Source organism: Rhodococcus sp. 06-235-1A, from assembly GCF_002258785.1.
GTDB lineage: Bacteria > Actinomycetota > Actinomycetes > Mycobacteriales > Mycobacteriaceae > Rhodococcoides.
In genome coordinates, this window is record NZ_NOYI01000021.1 from 283,410 (window position 1) to 301,692 (window position 18,283).

At 65.0% G+C, this 18,283-nt stretch carries 17 protein-coding genes; 10 read left to right on the plus strand and 7 right to left on the minus strand.

What is annotated here, in order from left to right; genetic code table 11:
• The first annotated feature begins 26 nt into the window (after nt 1-26).
• The 4 genes from CH275_RS20445 to CH275_RS20460 all read left to right on the plus strand — a co-directional run bounded on the left by CH275_RS20445 (nt 27) and on the right by CH275_RS20460 (nt 4,559).
• Nucleotides 27-962 (plus strand): 4-(cytidine 5'-diphospho)-2-C-methyl-D-erythritol kinase, encoded by a 936-nt coding sequence (locus CH275_RS20445; protein ID WP_094680076.1) that lies wholly within the window; start codon nt 27-29, stop codon nt 960-962.
• Nucleotides 962-2,758 (plus strand): ABC-F family ATP-binding cassette domain-containing protein, encoded by a 1,797-nt coding sequence (locus tag CH275_RS20450; RefSeq protein ID WP_094680077.1) that lies wholly within the window; start codon nt 962-964, stop codon nt 2,756-2,758. Before CH275_RS20445 ends, CH275_RS20450 begins: the two co-directional genes overlap by 1 nt.
• Nucleotides 2,759-2,834: 76 nt before the next feature.
• Nucleotides 2,835-3,518: a DUF4166 domain-containing protein gene (locus tag CH275_RS20455; protein WP_094680078.1), complete on the plus strand. Its 684-nt coding sequence runs from the start codon at nt 2,835-2,837 to the stop codon at nt 3,516-3,518.
• Between the two features lie 45 nt (nt 3,519-3,563).
• Nucleotides 3,564-4,559 (plus strand): enoyl-CoA hydratase/isomerase family protein, encoded by a 996-nt coding sequence (locus tag CH275_RS20460; RefSeq protein ID WP_094680079.1) that lies wholly within the window; start codon nt 3,564-3,566, stop codon nt 4,557-4,559.
• An 11-nt stretch (nt 4,560-4,570) separates the two neighbouring features.
• Here CH275_RS20460 and CH275_RS20465 read toward each other — a convergent pair whose 3' ends face one another.
• From CH275_RS20465 to CH275_RS20475, 3 genes are all read right to left on the minus strand, one after another.
• The gene (locus tag CH275_RS20465) at nt 4,571-5,236 is read right to left on the minus strand and encodes a hypothetical protein (RefSeq protein WP_094680308.1); all 666 of its coding nucleotides are present in this window, start codon (nt 5,234-5,236) and stop codon (nt 4,571-4,573) included.
• 146 nt (nt 5,237-5,382) lie between these two features.
• The gene (gene pnuC, locus CH275_RS20470) at nt 5,383-6,036 is read right to left on the minus strand and encodes a nicotinamide riboside transporter PnuC (RefSeq protein ID WP_094680080.1); all 654 of its coding nucleotides are present in this window, start codon (nt 6,034-6,036) and stop codon (nt 5,383-5,385) included.
• A 6-nt stretch (nt 6,037-6,042) separates the two neighbouring features.
• The gene (locus CH275_RS20475; protein ID WP_373453733.1) at nt 6,043-7,674 is read right to left on the minus strand and encodes a peptide chain release factor 3; all 1,632 of its coding nucleotides are present in this window, start codon (nt 7,672-7,674) and stop codon (nt 6,043-6,045) included.
• A gap of 212 nt (nt 7,675-7,886) precedes the next feature.
• Here CH275_RS20475 and CH275_RS20480 point away from each other — a divergent pair, with 212 nt between their 5' ends.
• A complete protein-coding gene (locus CH275_RS20480) occupies nt 7,887-9,521 on the plus strand; it encodes a fatty acyl-AMP ligase (protein WP_094680081.1) in 1,635 nt (544 codons plus the stop codon).
• 91 nt (nt 9,522-9,612) lie between these two features.
• Here the strand turns inward: CH275_RS20480 and pth are convergent, their stop codons facing one another.
• The 3 genes from pth to CH275_RS20495 all read right to left on the minus strand — a co-directional run bounded on the left by pth (nt 9,613) and on the right by CH275_RS20495 (nt 11,737).
• Nucleotides 9,613-10,200, minus strand: a complete 588-nt coding sequence (gene pth / locus CH275_RS20485) for an aminoacyl-tRNA hydrolase (protein WP_256991131.1) — start codon at nt 10,198-10,200, stop codon at nt 9,613-9,615.
• Nucleotides 10,201-10,287: 87 nt separating this feature from the next.
• Nucleotides 10,288-10,950: a 50S ribosomal protein L25/general stress protein Ctc gene (locus tag CH275_RS20490; RefSeq protein ID WP_094680083.1), complete on the minus strand. Its 663-nt coding sequence runs from the start codon at nt 10,948-10,950 to the stop codon at nt 10,288-10,290.
• Between the two features lie 178 nt (nt 10,951-11,128).
• The gene (locus tag CH275_RS20495; protein ID WP_094680084.1) at nt 11,129-11,737 is read right to left on the minus strand and encodes a TetR/AcrR family transcriptional regulator; all 609 of its coding nucleotides are present in this window, start codon (nt 11,735-11,737) and stop codon (nt 11,129-11,131) included.
• A 73-nt stretch (nt 11,738-11,810) separates the two neighbouring features.
• Here CH275_RS20495 and CH275_RS20500 point away from each other — a divergent pair, with 73 nt between their 5' ends.
• Entirely contained in the window at nt 11,811-12,746 is a 936-nt protein-coding gene (locus CH275_RS20500; protein ID WP_179276250.1) for a DMT family transporter, read from the plus strand.
• Here CH275_RS20500 and CH275_RS20505 read toward each other — a convergent pair.
• Nucleotides 12,689-13,858, minus strand: coding sequence for an aminotransferase class V-fold PLP-dependent enzyme (locus CH275_RS20505; RefSeq protein ID WP_094680310.1), 1,170 nt, complete (start codon nt 13,856-13,858; stop codon nt 12,689-12,691). The two genes, CH275_RS20500 and CH275_RS20505, sit on opposite strands and share 58 nt — an antisense overlap.
• A 146-nt stretch (nt 13,859-14,004) precedes the next feature.
• Between CH275_RS20505 and egtA the strand changes: the two genes are divergently transcribed.
• Genes egtA through egtD form a run of 4 tightly spaced genes read left to right on the plus strand, consistent with a single transcriptional unit; the run spans nt 14,005 to nt 18,274 of the window.
• Entirely contained in the window at nt 14,005-15,261 is a 1,257-nt protein-coding gene (egtA, locus tag CH275_RS20510; protein WP_094680086.1) for an ergothioneine biosynthesis glutamate--cysteine ligase EgtA, read from the plus strand.
• Nucleotides 15,258-16,562 carry an ergothioneine biosynthesis protein EgtB gene (gene egtB, locus CH275_RS20515; protein WP_179276251.1) on the plus strand — a complete coding sequence of 435 codons (1,305 nt, stop codon included), beginning with the start codon at nt 15,258-15,260 and terminating at the stop codon, nt 16,560-16,562. Before egtA ends, egtB begins: the two co-directional genes overlap by 4 nt.
• Nucleotides 16,563-17,312, plus strand: a complete 750-nt coding sequence (gene egtC / locus CH275_RS20520) for an ergothioneine biosynthesis protein EgtC (protein ID WP_094680088.1) — start codon at nt 16,563-16,565, stop codon at nt 17,310-17,312.
• Complete coding sequence (gene egtD, locus CH275_RS20525) at nt 17,309-18,274, plus strand: L-histidine N(alpha)-methyltransferase (RefSeq protein WP_094680089.1); 966 nt, start codon at nt 17,309-17,311, stop codon at nt 18,272-18,274. Before egtC ends, egtD begins: the two co-directional genes overlap by 4 nt.
• The last annotated feature ends 9 nt before the right edge of the window (nt 18,275-18,283 follow it).

Genomic DNA, 18,283 nt, shown 5'->3' on the forward strand with positions numbered 1-18,283 from the left:
TCGTTTCTCCACTACTGTGGTTACTCGTGCTGTCTGTCGTTCCCACACCCGTTGTCGTTCGGGCCCCGTCGAAGGTGAATTTGCATCTCGCGGTCGGTGACCTGCGTCCCGATGGCTTTCACGAGTTGACGACGGTGTTCCAGGCGCTCTCGCTCTCGGACGAGCTGTCGGTGATTCCGGCCAAGGCGCTCTCGGTTCGCGTGCGGGGCGACGACGCGAAGGTCGTTCCCACGGATTCGCGGAATCTGGTGTGGAAAGCTGCGGAGCTGCTGGGGCGTCGGGTCGGACGTGAGCCATCGGTGGAGATCACCATCGAGAAGGGCATTCCGGTGGCCGGTGGGATGGCGGGCGGTAGTGCCGATGCCGCCGCGACCCTGGTGGCACTCAATGCAATGTGGCATCTGGATCTCTCGCGTGACGAGCTCGACGAAGTGGCGGCCGAACTCGGCAGCGACGTTCCGTTCTCGCTGCACGGCGGCACTGCGGTCGGAACCGGTCGCGGAGAGAAGTTGCTCCCGGTGCTCTCGCGCAACAGTTTCCATTGGGTTCTGGCGTTGGCGAAGGGTGGTCTGCAGACACCGGCGGTGTACAACGAACTCGACGAGTTGCGGGCCAAGGGTGATCCGCCGCGTCTGGGCGGTACCGAGGATCTGATGCATGCGCTCACCTCAGGAGATGCGCGTGCACTCGCACCGCTGCTCGGCAACGACCTGCAGGCCGCTGCGGTGTCGCTGATGCCGCAACTGCGTCGCACCCTGCGCGCGGGTGTCACTGCTGGGGCGCTGGCCGGCATCGTGTCGGGCTCGGGTCCCACGTGTGCGTTTCTCTGCGCCGACGCCGACGCAGCGGTGTCGGTGAGTGCTGAATTGTCCGGTGCAGGCGTGTGCCGCACCGTCCGTGTTGCGAGTGGCCCGGTTCCCGGCGCTCGTGTTGTCACTAGTGAATCGATTGGTTTTTCCTGATGGTCAATCTCGTCAATCTCGAAAACGTCAGCAAGTCCTTCGGCGTCAAACCCTTGCTCGACGGCGTCTCCCTCGGTGTGCAGGAGGGCGAACGCATCGGCATGGTCGGCCTCAACGGCGGCGGCAAGACCACCACCCTCGAAGTTCTCGCCGGCATCGAACCGCCCGACTCGGGGCGCGTCAGCCGCGTGAACGGCCTGCGAATGGCCGTCGTCACCCAGCGCGGCGTGTTGCCGCCCGGCTCGACGGTCGGTCAGGTGGTGCTCGACCCGCTCGGAATGGCCGAGCACGAATGGGCCGGCGACTCTCGGGTGCGAAACATCCTGACGGGCATCGGCATCGCCGATCTCGGACCCGCGGGCAGCTCGGGCCTCGACGCACCGATCGACAACCTCTCCGGCGGCGAACGTCGACGAGTTGCGTTGGCAGCGGCCCTGGTTCAGGATCTCGACCTGCTGGTGCTCGACGAGCCGACCAACCACCTCGACGTCGAAGGTGTGCAGTGGTTGGCAGCCCACCTGGTCAGCCGTCGCAGCGCGCTGGTGGTCGTCACTCACGATCGCTGGTTCCTCGACACCGTCGCCAATCGCACGTGGGAAGTGGTCGGCGGAGGCGTCGAGGCCTACGAGGGTGGCTACAACGACTGGGTCTTCGCTCGCGCCGAGCGATCGCGTCAGGCGGACGCGTCCGAAGAACGGCGACGTAACCTCGCCCGCAAGGAACTGGCCTGGCTGCGTCGCGGTGCCCCCGCCCGTACCTCCAAGCCCAAGTACCGCATCGAGGCGGCCGAGGCACTGATCGCCGACGTTCCCGCTCCGCGTGACTCCGTCGCGTTGTCCTCCTTCGCACAGCGTCGTCTCGGCAAAGTCGTCATCGAACTCGAGGACGCGCGCCTGGAGACTCCCGACGGCCGCGAATTGGTCAAGGACTTCACCTGGCGTCTGGCCCCCGGCGAGCGCGTCGGTCTCGTCGGCGTCAACGGTTCGGGCAAGACGACGATGCTCCGCACGCTCGCCGGTGAACTGCAGCCCGCTGCGGGCAAGCGCATCCAGGGCCAGACCGTCAAGATCGGTTGGCTGAAGCAGGAATTGGACGACCTACCCAAGAAACTGCGTGTGCTCGACGCGGTCAAGGAAGTGGCCGAGCGGATCACCCTGGGCGACAAGGAGATTTCTGCCGGGCAGCTCGCGGAGCGGCTCGGCTTCACCCCCGCCCGCCAGCGCACCCCGGTCGGCGATCTCTCCGGTGGTGAGCGTCGTCGGCTACAGCTGACTCGCGTGTTGATGGCCGAGCCGAACGTGCTGCTGCTCGACGAGCCCACCAACGATCTGGACATCGACACCCTGCAGCAGCTCGAGGACATCCTCGACGGCTGGGCGGGCACGCTCGTCGTCATCAGTCACGACAGGTACCTGATCGAGCGCATCTGTGACTCGACGTGGGCACTGTTCGGCGACGGCAAGCTCACCAACCTGCCCGGCGGCATCGAGGAGTACCTGCGTCGGCGGGCCATCCTCGCCGCCGACGCGACGCCGGACTCGTTGACCACCGGCGGGGCGCCGCGTAAGGCGACCCGTGATGCGGCCTCGGAGCGCGCGGCTCGCAAGGAACTCAGCAAGCTCGAGAAGCTCGTCATCCGGCTGTCCAAGCGGGAGACCGAACTGCACGCCGAACTTGCCGAGGCCTCCACCGAGCAGGGCAAGCTCGTCGCCCTCGACACCGAACTCAAGCAGGTCCTCGCCGACAAGGATGTTGCCGAGGAACGCTGGATGGAGCTCGCCGCCGAGCTGGAGTAGAGCCTGCGGCATGTGAACAGAACTTCGTAGCCTGCTACGAAGTTTCGTTCACCTGCGCGCAGCGCATACTGAAGCCATGGCATCGGTGGTCGCGGAAGTACTCGGTTCGGATTTCTCCCGCCTGCATCCCAAGGTCCAGTGGCGCTTCGGATTGCAATCCTCGGATCATCTCGCTCAGTTCGGGGTGGGTGTGATGGAGGAGATGACGCATTCTCGGCTCGTCCCGCCGCCGCTGCTGTGGGCCGGGCGCACGCGTGGTCTCTTTCCCGCAGGCGTGGGGAAGGACGTGCCGTTCACCATCGCGAACTATGCGTATGTCGATGAATTAGGCCGCGAGACACTGTCTTTCGTTCGCCGCTTTGCGTTCGTCGGTCGTCCTCAGGGGATGAACTCGGTGATGGTCTCCTCCGCCGAGTCCGACGCGTATGCCCTGGACTATCTCGGATTCTCCTCGGACATGGTGGTGCACACCAGGTGTGAAGTCGATGCTGATGGTGGGCTGGTTCTCGAGAGCGAAGTGCCGCGATTTCTGCTGGGTCCTGTTGCGCCGAAGTTGCCGAAGGTGGCGTCGGCGGTGACGATCGGTCGAGAGTGGTGGGACGCTGCCGAGGAACGGCATCGCATCGAAATCAAGGTGCAGAGTCCGGTGCTCGGGCAGCTGTTTCTGTATCGAGGCTGGTTCACTGCGGAAGAGCGCCCATGTCGGCCTGCCGACATACCCGGCGACGCACGTCCGCGGTCGGTCGAGTCTCGCGAATAGCGCTACTGTTACGCGTCGAACGATCCGCGCGTGAAGGAGTCAACAGTGGCCGTTGTCGAAGCAGAGGTTGTCGGCGGGGTCGGGCATGTCGTCCTGAATCGGCCGGAGGCTCTGAACTCGTTGAACGGGGCAATGATCGACGGTATTCGAGCCGCGCTCGATGCGTGGAGAGACGACGACGCGGTCGATTCGGTTCTGGTGACGAGCAGCTCACCCCGCGCGTTCTGCGCGGGCGGAGACATCAAGGCGATTCGGCAGGCCGTCGTCGACGGTGATCACGATGCCGGTCCGCGATATTTCGCAGACGAGTACGACCTCGACGAACTGATCGCGAACTACCCCAAGCCGTACATCGCCGTCATCGAGGCTGCGGCTTTCGGCGGAGGCCTTGGCGTATCGATTCACGGCAGCATCCGCATCGTCACCGAGAACGCGGTGTTGGCCATGCCGGAGACGGCGATCGGTTTCGTTCCGGACGTGGGGTCGAGCTACTTCCTGTCACGGCTTCCCGGCCATATCGGGCGGTATCTGGCGTTGACGGGTACGCGCATCACCGGATCGGATGCAGTGGCCTTGGGATTGGCCACGCACTTCTGCCCGAGTGAGTCGGTGGACGAGCTCAAGGCCGACATCCTCGCAGGGACCGATATTCACGAGGTGTTGACGCGATACACCACGGTGCCGTCGACGGAGCTGTCGTTCGACGCAGAGGCAGTGGCACAGGTATTCGAGAAGGAGTCTCTGGTCGACATCATCGATGCGCTGCAGTGCGATACACCGTGGTCGCGAACCACCAAGACTCAGCTGGCGACGCTGTCGCCGACGTCGTTGATGGCCACCGACGCGCTGATCGCGCGCGGGGCAGGCAGCACGTTGCGTGAATGCCTGGACCGGGAGTTGCGGGTGGCGACATGGATCATCGCCGAGCCGGACTTCGCCGAGGGTGTTCGCGCGGTGCTGGTCGACAAGGACCGAGCGCCGCAATGGAAGCCTCTGGTACTCGAGATGGTGCGACCAGAGGCATTCCAGCAGCTGCTGTGACCGTCAGTGGATCAGCGGTAGCCCTTGGCCGGGTTCTGCAGGTCCAGCACGATGGTCTGGCCGTTGGAACGCACGTGGATCTCGGGATTCTGCAGGCCACCCGAGACCAGGTATTCGCCGAGCAGCTGCAACAGCTCGTCGGGGCCGACGGAGGTGTCGGGGGTGCGGATGTCGCCGGTTCGGCTGCCGAGCTCGTTCTGGGTCAACCGACCAGCGATGCGCACCGAGGCGACGCCCATGGCGGTACGACGGTCGGGTGCCTGACCGCGGCCGAGCGAGGGCGCGGAGCCGACGCTGGATCCGTGAGACGTGGAGCGGCCGTTGGTGGGCAGGCCGTGTTCTGAGATCTGATCGCTTGTAGTCACTTCAACCTCGTTCGATTCCATGGCGGGCTTCTCTGGACGACGTCGATCCGCGCGGGCGGGCGCTGAATCAGTGGCGGACGACGTTGCTGGTGCAGGCGTTGTGGCGGACGCCTTTTCGGTGGACGTGGCCTCTACCGCCGGCTTCTCGGTGGTAAGGGTTTCGACCGCCTTCTCGGCGGGCGCTGCCGCCGAAGAATCGGTGCTTGCACCGGTGGGAGACGTGGAGACGGACCGCGGCGGCGTCGCCAAACGATGCGCGGGAGCGCCACCGACCTTGATTCCGGCCAGAGGGTAGTTCGATCCCTTTGTCATGTCGTCTTCCACTTCATCGTGATTCCCAGGTGGTTCCGTGCCGAGAAGTCATGATCGGATATCGATCGCGACCGAAGACTCGGCGTCGAGCACGGAAAACGTACTCGAAGTTTGTTCGGACACGCTGAGAGTATCATCACGATTGTTTAAGATGCCATTTTTTGACCGATGTATTTGTTCTGGATCCCGAGCCATACAGCGAATCCCCAGGCCACGAATGCGGCGTACACCAGATAGAGCGCTGCGGAGGGATAGAAGCCGGCGACTATCAGCAGCGGAACGCCGACGATGTCCACTGCGATCCAGATCAGCCAGAACTCGGTGAGACCGCGCGCCATTCCGAACGTCGCCAGCATCGATCCGGTGAAGATCCACGCGTCTGCCCACTTGCCGAACGAACCGAGATAGCCGAACAGTTGCGCGAACACCACCGTGCCGACGATCGCGACCACGAGCATCGCCGCTCGCTCTCGGGTCGTGCCCCAGCGCGGGAGCACTGCGGCCCCGGATCGCTTGGAATCCCGCATCCAGCGCACCAGGCCGTAGACGCCGACGGCGATGAACATCAGTTGCCGTCCGGCCTGGCCGTAGAGATCGAGCGCTTGCGGAGTGTGGAAGACGCCGCCGAGAAACACGGTGAACAGCAACGCATTTCCGATGATCCCCACCGGCCATGCCCAGACGACGCGCCGCATCCCTCCGATTGCCGAGAGCAAACCGAACCCGTTGCCCACCACCTCGCGCCACAGCACCGGGTGCCCGAGAACACTGAATTCCGCGTCGAGCAGATCGATCAGCACAAGGTGCTACTGATCGCCCGCGGCGACGAGCGGCTCGAGGGTCAACTCGGGCATTTCCTTCTGGAGGTACTGCAAGCGCCACTTGTCGCTGACCAGTGCCAACAGGGCTCCGTCGGTACGGGTGAAGATCTCGACCCCGCGCTGGCGACCCAATTCGACGGCCGATGCCGCATCCGTACGTCGTGCGAGCGAGTACCCGAGGGGTTCCATGCGAGCGTCGACGCCGAACTCGGTCTTCATTCGTGCGGTGACCACCTCGAACTGCATCGGGCCCACGGCCGCGAGCACCGGGGATGCGTCGCCGCGGATGTCGTTGCGCAGCACCTGCACCACACCCTCGGAGTCGAGCTGCTCGACAGCGCGGCGGAACTTCTTGTACTTGTCGGCACTGTCGACGCGCAGAGCCGAGAAGTGCTCGGGGGCGAACGACGGGATCGGCGGGAATTCGACCTTCTTGTCGGAGTACAGGGTGTGGCCGGGGGCGAGCGCGGTGGCGTTGACGAGGCCGACGATATCTCCGGGGTATGCGTTCTCGACCGTCGTGCGATCGCGGCCGAACACCGTCAACGCGTACTTGGTGGTGAACGGCTTCTTGGTCTGGGCGTGGGTGACGACCATGCCGCGCTCGAAGACTCCCGACACCACGCGCATGAATGCGAGTCGATCGCGGTGAGCGGTGTCCATGCCTGCCTGCACCTTGAACACCACGGCGCTGAACGGGTCGGTCACCGCGCGGACGCCGCCGGAGGCGTCCTCACGCGGTCCCGGAGCGGGGGCCAGGGACACCAGGGTGTCGAGAATCTGCCTCACACCGAAGTTGAGCATCGCCGACCCGAAGATCACCGGCGAGGTCTGGCCGGCCAGGAACATCTCCTGATCGTGTTGCTGACCGCTCGAGATCAGCAGATCGCTCTCCTCGACGGCCGTTTCCCAATCGACGCCCTCGCGTTCGGCGGCGGCTTCGGCGCTCATGAACTCCTCGGGCGCGATGGTCGCGCCACCTGCGGTGCGGGTGAACCGGATGTAGCTACCGTCCTGCACGTCCAGGAGCCCGCGGAAATCGCCTGCGATGCCGACAGGCCAGTACAGCGGCGTCGGGGTGAGGCCGATTCTCGATTCGATCTCGTCGAGCAGTTCGAGCGGCGACTGGCCAGGGCGGTCCCACTTGTTGATCACGGTGATCACCGGGATGCCGAACTGTCGACACACCTGGAAGAGCTTGAGGGTCTGTGGCTCGAGGCCCTTGGCGGCGTCGATGAGCATCACAGCCGCGTCGACGGCCGTCAGTACGCGGTAGGTGTCCTCGGAGAAGTCGGCGTGGCCGGGAGTGTCGACGAGGTTGATCACGTTGGTGATCTCGGCGTTCGTGGAGGTCTGGTAGTTGAACTGCAGTGCAGTCGAACTCACCGAGATTCCGCGAGCCTTCTCCATCTCCATCCAGTCCGAGACAGTGGACCGGCGTCCGGCTTTGCCGTGGATGGCACCGGCCTCGGAAATGACGCGTGCATGGAGAGCGAGGGCCTCGGTGAGTGTCGACTTACCGGCGTCGGGATGAGAGATCACCGCGAATGTTCGACGCCTCGCGACCTCGGTCTCCAGCTCCTTGGCCGGGGTTCGAGCGGGTCCGGACTCGTCGATCGCCGCCGGTCCTGACCCTTCGAGCGTTGCGTCGACGTCGGGGGTACTGGACGGGGTACTCACGAAAACCTCATTCTTCTGGCAAGGGGCACCGAGCATGGTTGCCGGGCAGGTCGAATTCTCAGGATACGCGGCCTGTTGTCGCCCGCTGGCGGGGCGGGACTGCCTACTGTGAACGGTGGGGCGGGACTCACCTCACGAGGAGAAGCGCGTTGAGCAAGTTCACCGAAGAGATGTTCGAGACCGCGAGTACAAGCAAGCGGGGTCTGGTCACCGGCGAGCCCGACGAAGCGCTCCGCCAGTCCTGGGGTGAAATCCACGAGCAGGCGCGGCGAATGGCAGGTGCACTGGCCGACGCGGGTGTCGAGCACGGTGACGCGATCGGCATTCTGGCCGGTCAGCCGGTGGACATCGCACCCGCCTGCCAGGCCACGTGGATGCGCGGGGGATCGGTGACGATGCTGCATCAGCCCACTCCGCGAACCGACCTGGCCGTGTGGGGCGAGGACACCGAGACCGTCGTGCGGATGATCGAGGCCAAGGCGGTGATTCTGGGTGCCCCGTTCGACATCGCCGCACCCGTGCTCGAGGAACGCGGCATCACCGTGTTGAAGATCGAGGACATGAAGACCGGTCGCGACATCGATCCGGTGCCGACGGCCGAGTCCGACATCGCGCTGCAGCAACTCACGTCCGGTTCGACGGGTTCGCCGAAGGCGGTGCGGATCACGCACGAGAACTTCTACGTCAATGCGTACGCGATGATCGACCGCATCGAGTTCGATGTCGAATCCGACGTGATGGTCAGTTGGCTGCCTCTCTTCCACGACATGGGCATGGTGGGCTTCCTGTCGGTGCCGATGCAGGTCGGTGCCGAGGTCGTCAGTATCACCCCGCTGGACTTCCTGCGCTCTCCGCTGTTGTGGGCCAAGCTGATTCACAAGTACAACGGAACCGTCACCGCTGCGCCGAATTTCGCGTACTCGCTCCTTGCGCGGCGGCTGCGTCAAGCCGAGAACGATCTGGACCTCGACCTGTCGACTCTGCGCTATGCCTGGAACGGAGCCGAGCCGGTCGATCCCGACACCATGCTCGCGCTCGCCGAGGCCGGAGCCCAGTACGGGCTGAACCCGCTCGCGTTGGCTCCGGTGTACGGAATGGCGGAAACGACTCTGGCCGTGTCGATTCCGGACCCGGATCAGGGACAGGTCATCGACGTGGTCGACGCGGATCTGCTCGAAACCCTGGGCCGCGCAGTCCCGTCCACCCGCGGCAACACCCGCTCGCTCGCGACGCTCGGCAAATTCGTTCCCGGGCTGGAGGGGCGCGTCGTCGACAAGGAGGGACAGGTGCTCACCGCTCGCGGCGTCGGCATCATCGAGGTTCGGGGAAAGGCCGTCACACCCGGATACATCACCGTCGATGGTCCGGTCTCGACGCTCGACGAGGACGGCTGGCTCGACACCGGCGACGTCGGCTACATCACCGAGGACGAACTGGTGGTCGTCTGCGGACGGATCAAGGACGTCATCATCATGGGCGGCCGCAATATCTATCCCACCGACATCGAACGGGCCGCAGGCACCGTCGCAGGTGTGCGACCGGGCAATGCCGTCGCGATCCGGCTCGATGCCGGCGACAAGCGTGAAAGTTTCGCTGTGGCAGTGGAAACCAACGACATCGACAATGCAGACGAGGTCAAGCGCATCGAACGCGAGGTGGTCCACGCCGTGCATTCGGAGGTGGGTGTGCGACCGCGTACCGTCGCGGTGTTGGGGCCGGGCAGCATTCCCAAGACATCCAGCGGCAAACTGCGACGGGCGAATTCGGCGTCGCTGCTGAACTGAAACGCCTGCAGACCTCACACCCTTTCTGCGGGGTGCGCGCGTGCGCTCGGAGGCGAGAGCGGGCGCGCACCTCACAACAGGGGTGTGGGGTTCAGCGCGGGTGGACCCTGTTCTGGGCCGCTTCGAGTCCGGCCGAGAGCAGGAGCTCCGCGGCATCCGCTGCTTCTTCGACGACGACGCCGAGATCCTTGCGTTCGGCTGCCGAGAACGGCTTGAGTACGAACGACGCCGGATCCATTCGCCCCGGTGGCCGCCCGACGCCGACGCGAACCCGCAGGTAGTCCTTGGTGCTCAGGTGCTGGGAGATCGAGCGGAGACCGTTGTGGCCGCCTTCGCCGCCGCCGAGTTTGAGTCGCAGAGCACCGAAGTCGATGTCCAACTCGTCGTGCACCACCACGATGTTCGCAGGCTCGATCGAGAAGAAACGTGCCAACGCCGCCACCGGTTGGCCCGAGAGATTCATGAACGTGCGCGGCTTGGCGATGACCACCGAGCGACTGCCGAGGCGGGCCTGCACTATGTCGGAATTGGACTTCTTGTGCGAGGAGAACGTGGAACCGATGCGTCCGGCCAGGGCGTCGGCGACCATGAATCCGACGTTGTGGCGGGTCTTCTCGTACTGCGGGCCGGGATTGCCGAGGCCGACGATCAGGGCCGGCGCTGCGGGGTCAACACTCACGGTCGCCATTGTCTCATCAGGCCTTCGAAACGAACGACGCGCTGCTCCCGAGGGAAGCAGCGCGCCGTCGAGCGTGCAGGTGGAGAATCAGCTCTCGTCGGAGCTTTCCTCGTCCGAAGACTCTGCTTCTTCCTGAGTCTCGGCTTCGCCCTCTTCGGAGATGGGCTCGGTGCCTTCGCCGTCGGCCTCGAGGTCTTCCTCGGACGGAGCCTCGACGACGTTGACCAGCAGGGTCTCGCCGTCGGACACGAGCGTGACGCCGGACGGAAGGTCCAGGTCGGCTGCGGTGATCTGGGTGCCGATCTGAGCCTCTTCGACGGAGACGACGAAGTTCTCGGGGATCTCCAGCGCGTCGGCCTCGATCTCGACCGCGGTCGAGTCGGTGGTGACGAGGGTGCCCGGTGCGGCGTCGCCCTCGACGATGATGTTGACCTCGACGGTGACGCGCTCGCCCTTCTTCAGGACGAGGAGGTCGGCGTGCTCGATGCTGCGACGGATCGGGTGCACGACGATCGACTTGGTCAGCGCCAGCTGCGACTTGCCTGCGATGTCCAGGGTCAGCACGGCGTTGGTGCCGTCGTTACGCAGCACGGCTGCGAACGCGCGAGCGTCCAGCGCGAGGTGCTGGGGATCGGTGGCGTGTCCGTACAGAACGGCGGGAACGAGGCCGTCGCGACGTGCGCGGCGAGCAGCGCCCTTGCCGAATTCGGTGCGGACCTGCGCGGTGAGATTGTTTACCTTCGATGCCATGGTGCTACATGCTCCTGATGAATGTGGTTCGTGCGGCGTACTTCGTCGGGCGGTCAAGCTCGTCGGGGCGGACACGAACGAGCGCGGCCAACGGGGCCGAGCCGCGTCGATAACGGTGGATCCGGAAATCGTGGATCTACCCTCGCCGAGACAACCTGGAAGACAATACACGACCACGTCATGTGCGCGGAAGTTCGACCCCTGCTACGAACTTTCGCGCACCTGCGAGCGCAGCGAGCAACTCGGCGGCGACACCGCGCGCCACCGATATCGCGTCGTCGCGGCCGCCCGCGGTTCCCATCACCACCGCGCCCTCGTGCAGTACCGACAGACGCGATCCCAGCTGTTCGGCGTCGGCGTACCCGGCGTCGGCGGCCAGTCGCGCGAACAGTGTCCTGGTCCATTCCTTTTCGGACTTGATGATCTCGAGTACCGGGCTGTCGGTGCCGCCGAACTCGGCGAATGCGTTGACGAATCCGCAGCCGCGATGGTTGTCGCGCATCCACAGATCGAGGGCGTCGTACACCCCGAGGATTCGCGCGTCGCCGGGTTCGAGGGATTCGACGTACCGGCTCACGTGATCGCACCACAGGCCGTATCGGCGGGTGAGGTAGTGCTGCACCAGGCCGTCCTTGGAGCCGAAGCGGTCGTAGAGGGTCTTCTTGGTGGTGCCGGCTTCCTCGGCGATGAGATCGACGCCGACGGCGCGGATGCCGCGGGCGTAGAACAGCTCGCTGGCGACGGTGAGGATGCGTTCTCCGGCGGGTGTGAGTGGCTTGTCGAGCATGGTTGCCTTCCGAAAGCGCTGGTGGGAAGCAGGTGCACTGCGAGTATACAGACCTGTATGTTTACATCGCTGCATGAAAGCAAATGTCGACGCCGTCGCAGGTACGGCCCTGGTGGTGCTGTGGAGTTCGGGCTTCATCGGAGCGGAGCTCGGAACCGCCGAAGCGCCGGCCCACACGCTGTTGGCCTGGCGGTATCTCGCCGCGGCGGCGTTGCTGATCGCGTGGTGCCGGTTCCGGAAACTGACCCCCACCTGGCATGCCATCCGAATCCATGCCGTCCTGGGCCTGTTCTGCCAGTTCCTCTACCTCGGTGAGACCATCACCGGTATCGGGATGGGCGTGCCACCCGGCGTCGCCGCCTTGATCGCCGCGTTGCAGCCACTGGTGGTCGCGATGGCGTCGAGCAGGATCTTCGGCGAACGTGTGGGACGACGGCAGATTCTGGGACTCGTCGTCGGGATCGCGGGTGTCTCGCTGGTGGTGGTCGGAGACCTGTCCGGTGCCGACCTCGGCTGGCCGGTCTACCTACTACCGGCCGCGGGGATGCTGGCGCTGTCGATGGGGACGATCGGTCAACGCCTGCTGGCACCGAAGGAGCCGATCGCGCTGGCGATGGCGATTCAATGTTCCATCAGCGCAGTCGGATTCATGACGTGGAGTGCTCTGGCCGGGGATGTCGCGCCGCCGATGACGACCGGCTTTCTCGCCGCCGTGGCCTGGACGGTGGTGCTCTCCACCTTCGGGGCATACGGCGCGTACCTGTTCGTGGTGCGTCGCAACGGTCCGACGCGCGCCAGCGTGCTGCTCTACCTGACTCCGCCGACGACCATGGTGTGGGCATTCGCGATGTTCGGCGACGCGATCACCTGGCTCGGTGTCGGCGGGCTGCTGGTCTCGGCGATCGGGGTGGCCGCCTATGTGAGCGGTGGTCGAGACGACCGGAAACCCGATCATCCACCTGCGAGCGCGCCGAGCATCGTGTCCAGTTCGGCGAACGTCACGAAATAGTGGGGAGATGCGCGAACGACGGCGTCGAGTCCCCGGCCCGTCATGTCCAGGCGCGTCGAGCTGCGGTGGCTGACGGTCACCGTGACGCCATTGTCGGCGAGTCGGTCACGTACTGCCACGGGATCCTCGCCGACGACCGTGAACGAGACGATGCCGCTCTTGCTGTCGCCGAGGTCGCGCACATTCACCCCGGGAATTCTTCCGAGCCCGGCCCGCAGGTATTCGGCGCGCTCGACAACGGCTTCTTCGACATGATCGATGCCGAGCTCGAGCAGGTAGTCGACGGCGGCACCGAGGGCGAGCCTGGCCGCGACGTCGCATTCCCAGAACTCGAATCGCGTGGCATCGTCGGCCATCCTGTACGTCTGTCGGTCGACCCATTGGGCGCTGTGCAGGTCCAAGGCCGGCGGATGCAGAGCCGACGCCAATCCTGGACGCAGGTAGAGAAATCCGGTTCCCCGCGGGCCGCGGAGCCATTTGCGTCCGGTGGCGGACAGAGCGTCGACATCGAGCTCGGCGACGTCGACGCGCATCTGCCCCATGGACTGGCAGGCGTCGAGCAGTACCAGGGCACCGTGTCGGTGGGCGAGATCTGCGACGGCGCGGGCGGGATTGATCAGACCGCCGTTGGTGGGTGCGTGCACCACCGAGACCAGCTTCACGCGATCGTCGAGCATGGTTGCCAGCGCGTCGACGTCGATTCGGCCCGATTCGTCGCTCGGAACCACCTCGACGGTCGCTCCGGTGACCTCGGCGCGGTGGAGGGCGGAGATCGCGTTGCTGGCGTATTCGGCCTCGCACAGCAGGATTCGATCACCAGGGGAGAGCGGCACCGAGTAGAAGAAGTCGTTCCACGCGCGCGTCGCGGAATCGCTCAGTGCAATGCTCGAGGCAGACGCTCCGATCAGGTTTCCGATCGATGTCTTGACCGCAGCAAGGTCGCTCAGTCGTTCGTTCGCGGCCCGGTAGCCACCGATCTCTGCCTCCCTGCGCAGGTGCGCGATCGCGGTATCGAGGACGACGGTGGGCGGTAACGAGGATCCGGCGCTGTCGAGAAACACCCGGCCCGACGCACCGGGGGTATCGCGGCGGATACGGTCCTGATCGAGCATCGGTCGTCCTTTCGGTTGCGAACTCTCGGGCATCAGAGTTCCACAATCGGTAGCCTCGACAAGACGCGGGATCGCGGCGTTTTCGATCCCCGCAGCTGGGTACGTTCGGTAGCGAAGAACGTGTTGAGTGCGGAAAGAAGGAATGAGTGTCGTCCAACGAGAAGTCTCTCGAGCTGAGCTCGCGCCCGGCAGCGGAGGCATACGTGTCGAAGGTGTGTTTCAAGCTGGGGCCACCGGCGTTGATCGGTGCCGAACTCGAATGGCTCACCGCCCTCGACGACGGAACGCGTCCCGCCCTCTCGACTCTGGCTGCTGCGCTCGGTGTCCACTCCCCGCGCAGTATCGATCCCGAGTCACCCGCCCTGTCGTTGCCGGGCGGAAGCATCGTCACCGTCGAACCCGGCGGCCAAGTCGAATTGTCCAGTTCGCCTTATAGATCCGTTTCGGAGTTCGCGCCGATGCTCGACGGCGATGCGCGGCACCTCAGACACATTCTCGGTAATGCCGGCATCGCGATCGCATCCGTCCCGGCCGATACTTCTCGGGCACCCGAACGCCTACTCGTCCTCCCGCGGTACTGCGCGATGGAGAATCGGTTCACCACCATCGGCCCCTTCGGCAAGCTGATGATGTGCAACACCGCCGCCGCTCAGGTGAGCGTCGACGCCGGCCGTGACCGCGCCGAGGTTGCTGCGCGCTGGCACATGCTGCACGTCATCGGTCCTGCATTCGTGGCCGCGTTCGCCCGCTCTCCCGAACTCGCCGGTGCACCTGCGGGAGACTGGGCCTCGCAGCGGATGCGAACCTGGCTCGAACTCGACTCCAGCAGAACCGATTCCAATAGAACTGTGGTACCGAACACCGGCGATCCGATTGCAGACTACGCACGCTGGGCACTCGACGTTCCGCTGCTCTGCATCCAAGGCGTCACCCAGAACTGGGAAGCGCCTGCGGGCACCACGTTCGCTCACTGGTTGGACGATCCGGGCGTCGTCGGACGTGCACCCACTCACGGCGATCTCGACTATCACCTGACCACGTTGTTCCCTCGGGTGCGAGCCTCCGGGTACTTCGAGATTCGCTATCTCGACGCTCAACCGGACGGCCAGTGGGTGGTTCCTGCGGCTGCGTTCGAGGCACTGCTGTCCACCCCCGAGCTGGTGGCCCGCGCCACCGAGATCGGTGCCGGAACGGCCGAACAGTGGCTCGATGCTGCTCGCATCGGACTGACCGATCGCGGTCTGCGCACGGCTGCAACCGAATTGCTCGACCTTGCAGCGGACGTGGGTGGCGAGTTCTCCGAGTACCTGTCGGCCGCATCTCGCCGGTGCAGTGCCGGTGAGCCCCCCAGCGAGTTCGACACGGCGACAAGAGCATTTCAGACTCGAAAGGAATCGGTGTGAGCGCCGAACAACTCAGGAGCAGGATCGAAACGGTCCTCACTCGCAGCCGCGCCCGTAGTGCAGCACTCACCGATTGTGTGGACGAGACAGAACTGATGGCGCAGCATCCGCCGCTCATGAGTCCACTGGTCTGGGATCTCGCGCACATCGGCAGCCAGGAAGAGCTCTGGCTCGTCCGCGACGTCGGTGGTCGTGATCCCGTGCGTCCCGATATCGACGAGCTGTACGACGCATTCAAGCACTCCCGTTCCTCGCGCACCTCGCTTCCGCTGCTCACTCCCGAGGAGGCGCGCGCCTACGTGCAGACCGTCCGCGACAAGGCCTGGGACGTGTTGGATCACAGCACATTTCAGGGTAGGCCCGTCGAGAAGCACGGTTTTGCTTTCGGAATGATTGCCCAGCACGAACAACAGCACGACGAAACCATGCTCGCGACCCATCAACTACGTTCGGGGCCTGCAGTTTTGACGGCTCCTGCTCCACCTGACTCCACGATTCCGGTGTCGGGTGAGGTCGTGATCGCCGGCGGGCCGTTCTCGATGGGGACCTCGCTCGACCCGTGGGCCCTCGACAACGAGCGCCCGGCTCATACCGTGCACGTACCGGCCTTCGCCATCGACCGAGCCCCGATCACCAACGCGCAGTTCATGAATTTCATCGCCGCCGGTGGCTACGACCGTCGTGAACTGTGGACCGAGAAGGGCTGGCAGCACCGCGTCGACGCGAACCTGACCTCTCCGCAGTTCTGGGAGTCCGATTCCGACGGCACCTGGTGGCGTCGGAGCTTCGGTGTGCGCAAGCCGGTGCGTCCGCATCAGCCCGTGGTGCACGTCAGCTGGTTCGAGGCGGATGCCTACGCCCGCTGGGCCGGTAAGCGTCTGCCGACGGAGGCCGAGTGGGAGAAGGCCGCGCGCTTCGACGTCGAGACGAGCACCAGTCGCGCGTACCCGTGGGGTGACGCCGAACCCACTGCGGCACACGCCAATCTGAATCAGCGACATCTGGAACCGGCAGACGTCGGCGCGTATCCCGACGGTGCCTCCTCTGCCGGCGTGCACCAGCTCATCGGTGACGTGTGGGAATGGACGTCCTCGGATTTCGAGCCGTATCCCGGCTTCGAGGCGTTCCCCTATGCCGAGTACTCCGAGGTGTTTCTCCGTGGCGACTACAAGGTGTTGCGCGGCGGCTCGTTCGGCACCGACGAGGTGGCGTGCCGAGGCACGTTCCGCAACTGGGACCACCCGATCCGCCGGCAGATCTTCAGTGGGTTCCGGTTGGCCCGTGGCGTCGAGCCCAGCTGAATGTGCCGACACCTCGGCTATCTCGGTCCTCGCACGTCCGTCGGGGGAGTGCTGACCGGTGGCGATCACAGTCTGCGTGTGCAGTCGTATGCTCCCAACGACATGCGCGGTGGGGGGACCATCAATGCCGACGGCTTCGGCGTCGCCTGGTGGCAGGACGGTTCGGTGCGCAGCTACCGCAATCCCATGCCCATCTGGACCGACGCGGCGGTCGATGATGTTCTGCCGCAGCTCGACTCGACGTCGGTGATCGCGGCGGTGCGATCGGCCACGGTGGGGATGCCGGTGGAACGGTCGGCCTGCGCGCCGTTCACCGACGGTCGCTGGGCGTTCAGTCACAACGGTGTGGTCCGCGGCTGGCCCCATTCGCTGACCGATTTGTGGTCCGAGGTGCCGCCCGTGGATGCGCTCACGTTGCCGGCTCCGACCGACGCGGCCGCGGTCTGGACGGTGTTGCGACAGTTGCTCGTAACGCTGGAGCCGGCGGTGGCCCTGGCCACGCTGGTTCGGCGTATCGAGGCGCGCGCACCGGGATCCAGGCTCAATTTCCTGCTCGGCGACGGGGAGAACCTGTACGCCACCGCAGTGCATCACGCTTTGTCCGTCCGCAGTTCAGGTGACGCCGTCACCATTGCGTCCGAACCCACGGACGACAGTTCCGATTGGACGCCCATCGACGACCGCAGTCTCGTCGTCGCCACGGCATCGGAGTTCACCGTTTCCCGTCTCGACGAAGAGGAGCACACATGAGCACTGTCGAGGTACACCTCGCAGACACGGCACTGGTGGACGAGCTACGCAAGGACGTTCGGGACGGATTGACATCCACCCCGAAGTGGCTCTCGCCCAAGTACTTCTACGACGCCGTGGGCAGCGAGCTGTTCGAGCGGATCACCGAGCTGCCGGAGTACTACCCGACGCGCACCGAACGTGCCCTTCTCGAAGAGCATGCTCTGGACATCGCCGAGTCCACCGAATCCACCATGTTGATCGAACTCGGTTCGGGTTCGTCGGAAAAAACGAAGTTGCTGCTGTCCGCCGGGATCAAGCACGGATCGCTGAAAACGTACGTGCCGCAGGATGTATCCGTCACCGCTCTCGAGGGGGCCATCGAGCAGATCGCGCAGGAGTTCCCCGCCCTCGAGGTCCACGGCATCGTCAGCGACTTCACCGATACTCTGCACAATCTGCCCGGTGGGGGCGCGCGCACCATCGCGTTTCTCGGTGGCACCCTGGGCAACCTCATCCCCGAGGAGCGCGAGGACTTTCTGAAGGCGATCGCCGACGCGCTCGATCCGGGCGAGCACTTGCTCCTCGGTGTCGGACTGGTCATCGACCCGGACGTGTTGGTCCCGGCATACGACGACGCGGCAGGGGTGACGGCGCAGTTCAACCGAAACGTGCTGTCGGTGATCAACTCTCGCCTGGGTGGCAACTTCGATCCAGATGCGTTCGATCACGTTGCGCTGTGGAATGCCGAGCAGGAGTGGATCGAGATGCGGCTGCGGGCCACGTCGGCGCAGGAGGTGTATGTCGCAGACCTCGATCTGCACGTCCACTTCGATGCAGGCGAAGAACTGCGCACCGAGATCTCGGCGAAATTCCGACCGGAGGGCATTGAAGACGAACTGGCGGCAGCGGGATTCGACGTCGAGCACCTGTGGTCCGACGCGGAATCCCGCTTCGCGCTCATCCTGGCGGGTCGAGTGTGAACGAGCCCT

What these genes read in the sequence shown, in the direction of transcription:
- CH275_RS20450 (WP_094680077.1), top strand. Translation starts at nt 962, where the DNA reads ATGGTCAATCTCGTCAATCTCGAAAACGTCAGCAAGTCCTTCGGCGTC.
- CH275_RS20490 (WP_094680083.1), bottom strand. Translation starts at nt 10,950, where the DNA reads ATGGCATCGAAGGTAAACAATCTCACCGCGCAGGTCCGCACCGAATTC.
- CH275_RS20505 (WP_094680310.1), bottom strand. Translation starts at nt 13,858, where the DNA reads ATGCTCGATCAGGACCGTATCCGCCGCGATACCCCCGGTGCGTCGGGC.
- CH275_RS20500 (WP_179276250.1), top strand. Translation starts at nt 11,811, where the DNA reads ATGAAAGCAAATGTCGACGCCGTCGCAGGTACGGCCCTGGTGGTGCTG.
- egtD (WP_094680089.1), top strand. Translation starts at nt 17,309, where the DNA reads ATGAGCACTGTCGAGGTACACCTCGCAGACACGGCACTGGTGGACGAG.
- CH275_RS20465 (WP_094680308.1), bottom strand. Translation starts at nt 5,236, where the DNA reads ATGACAAAGGGATCGAACTACCCTCTGGCCGGAATCAAGGTCGGTGGC.
- egtC (WP_094680088.1), top strand. Translation starts at nt 16,563, where the DNA reads ATGTGCCGACACCTCGGCTATCTCGGTCCTCGCACGTCCGTCGGGGGA.
- CH275_RS20455 (WP_094680078.1), top strand. Translation starts at nt 2,835, where the DNA reads ATGGCATCGGTGGTCGCGGAAGTACTCGGTTCGGATTTCTCCCGCCTG.
- CH275_RS20495 (WP_094680084.1), bottom strand. Translation starts at nt 11,737, where the DNA reads ATGCTCGACAAGCCACTCACACCCGCCGGAGAACGCATCCTCACCGTC.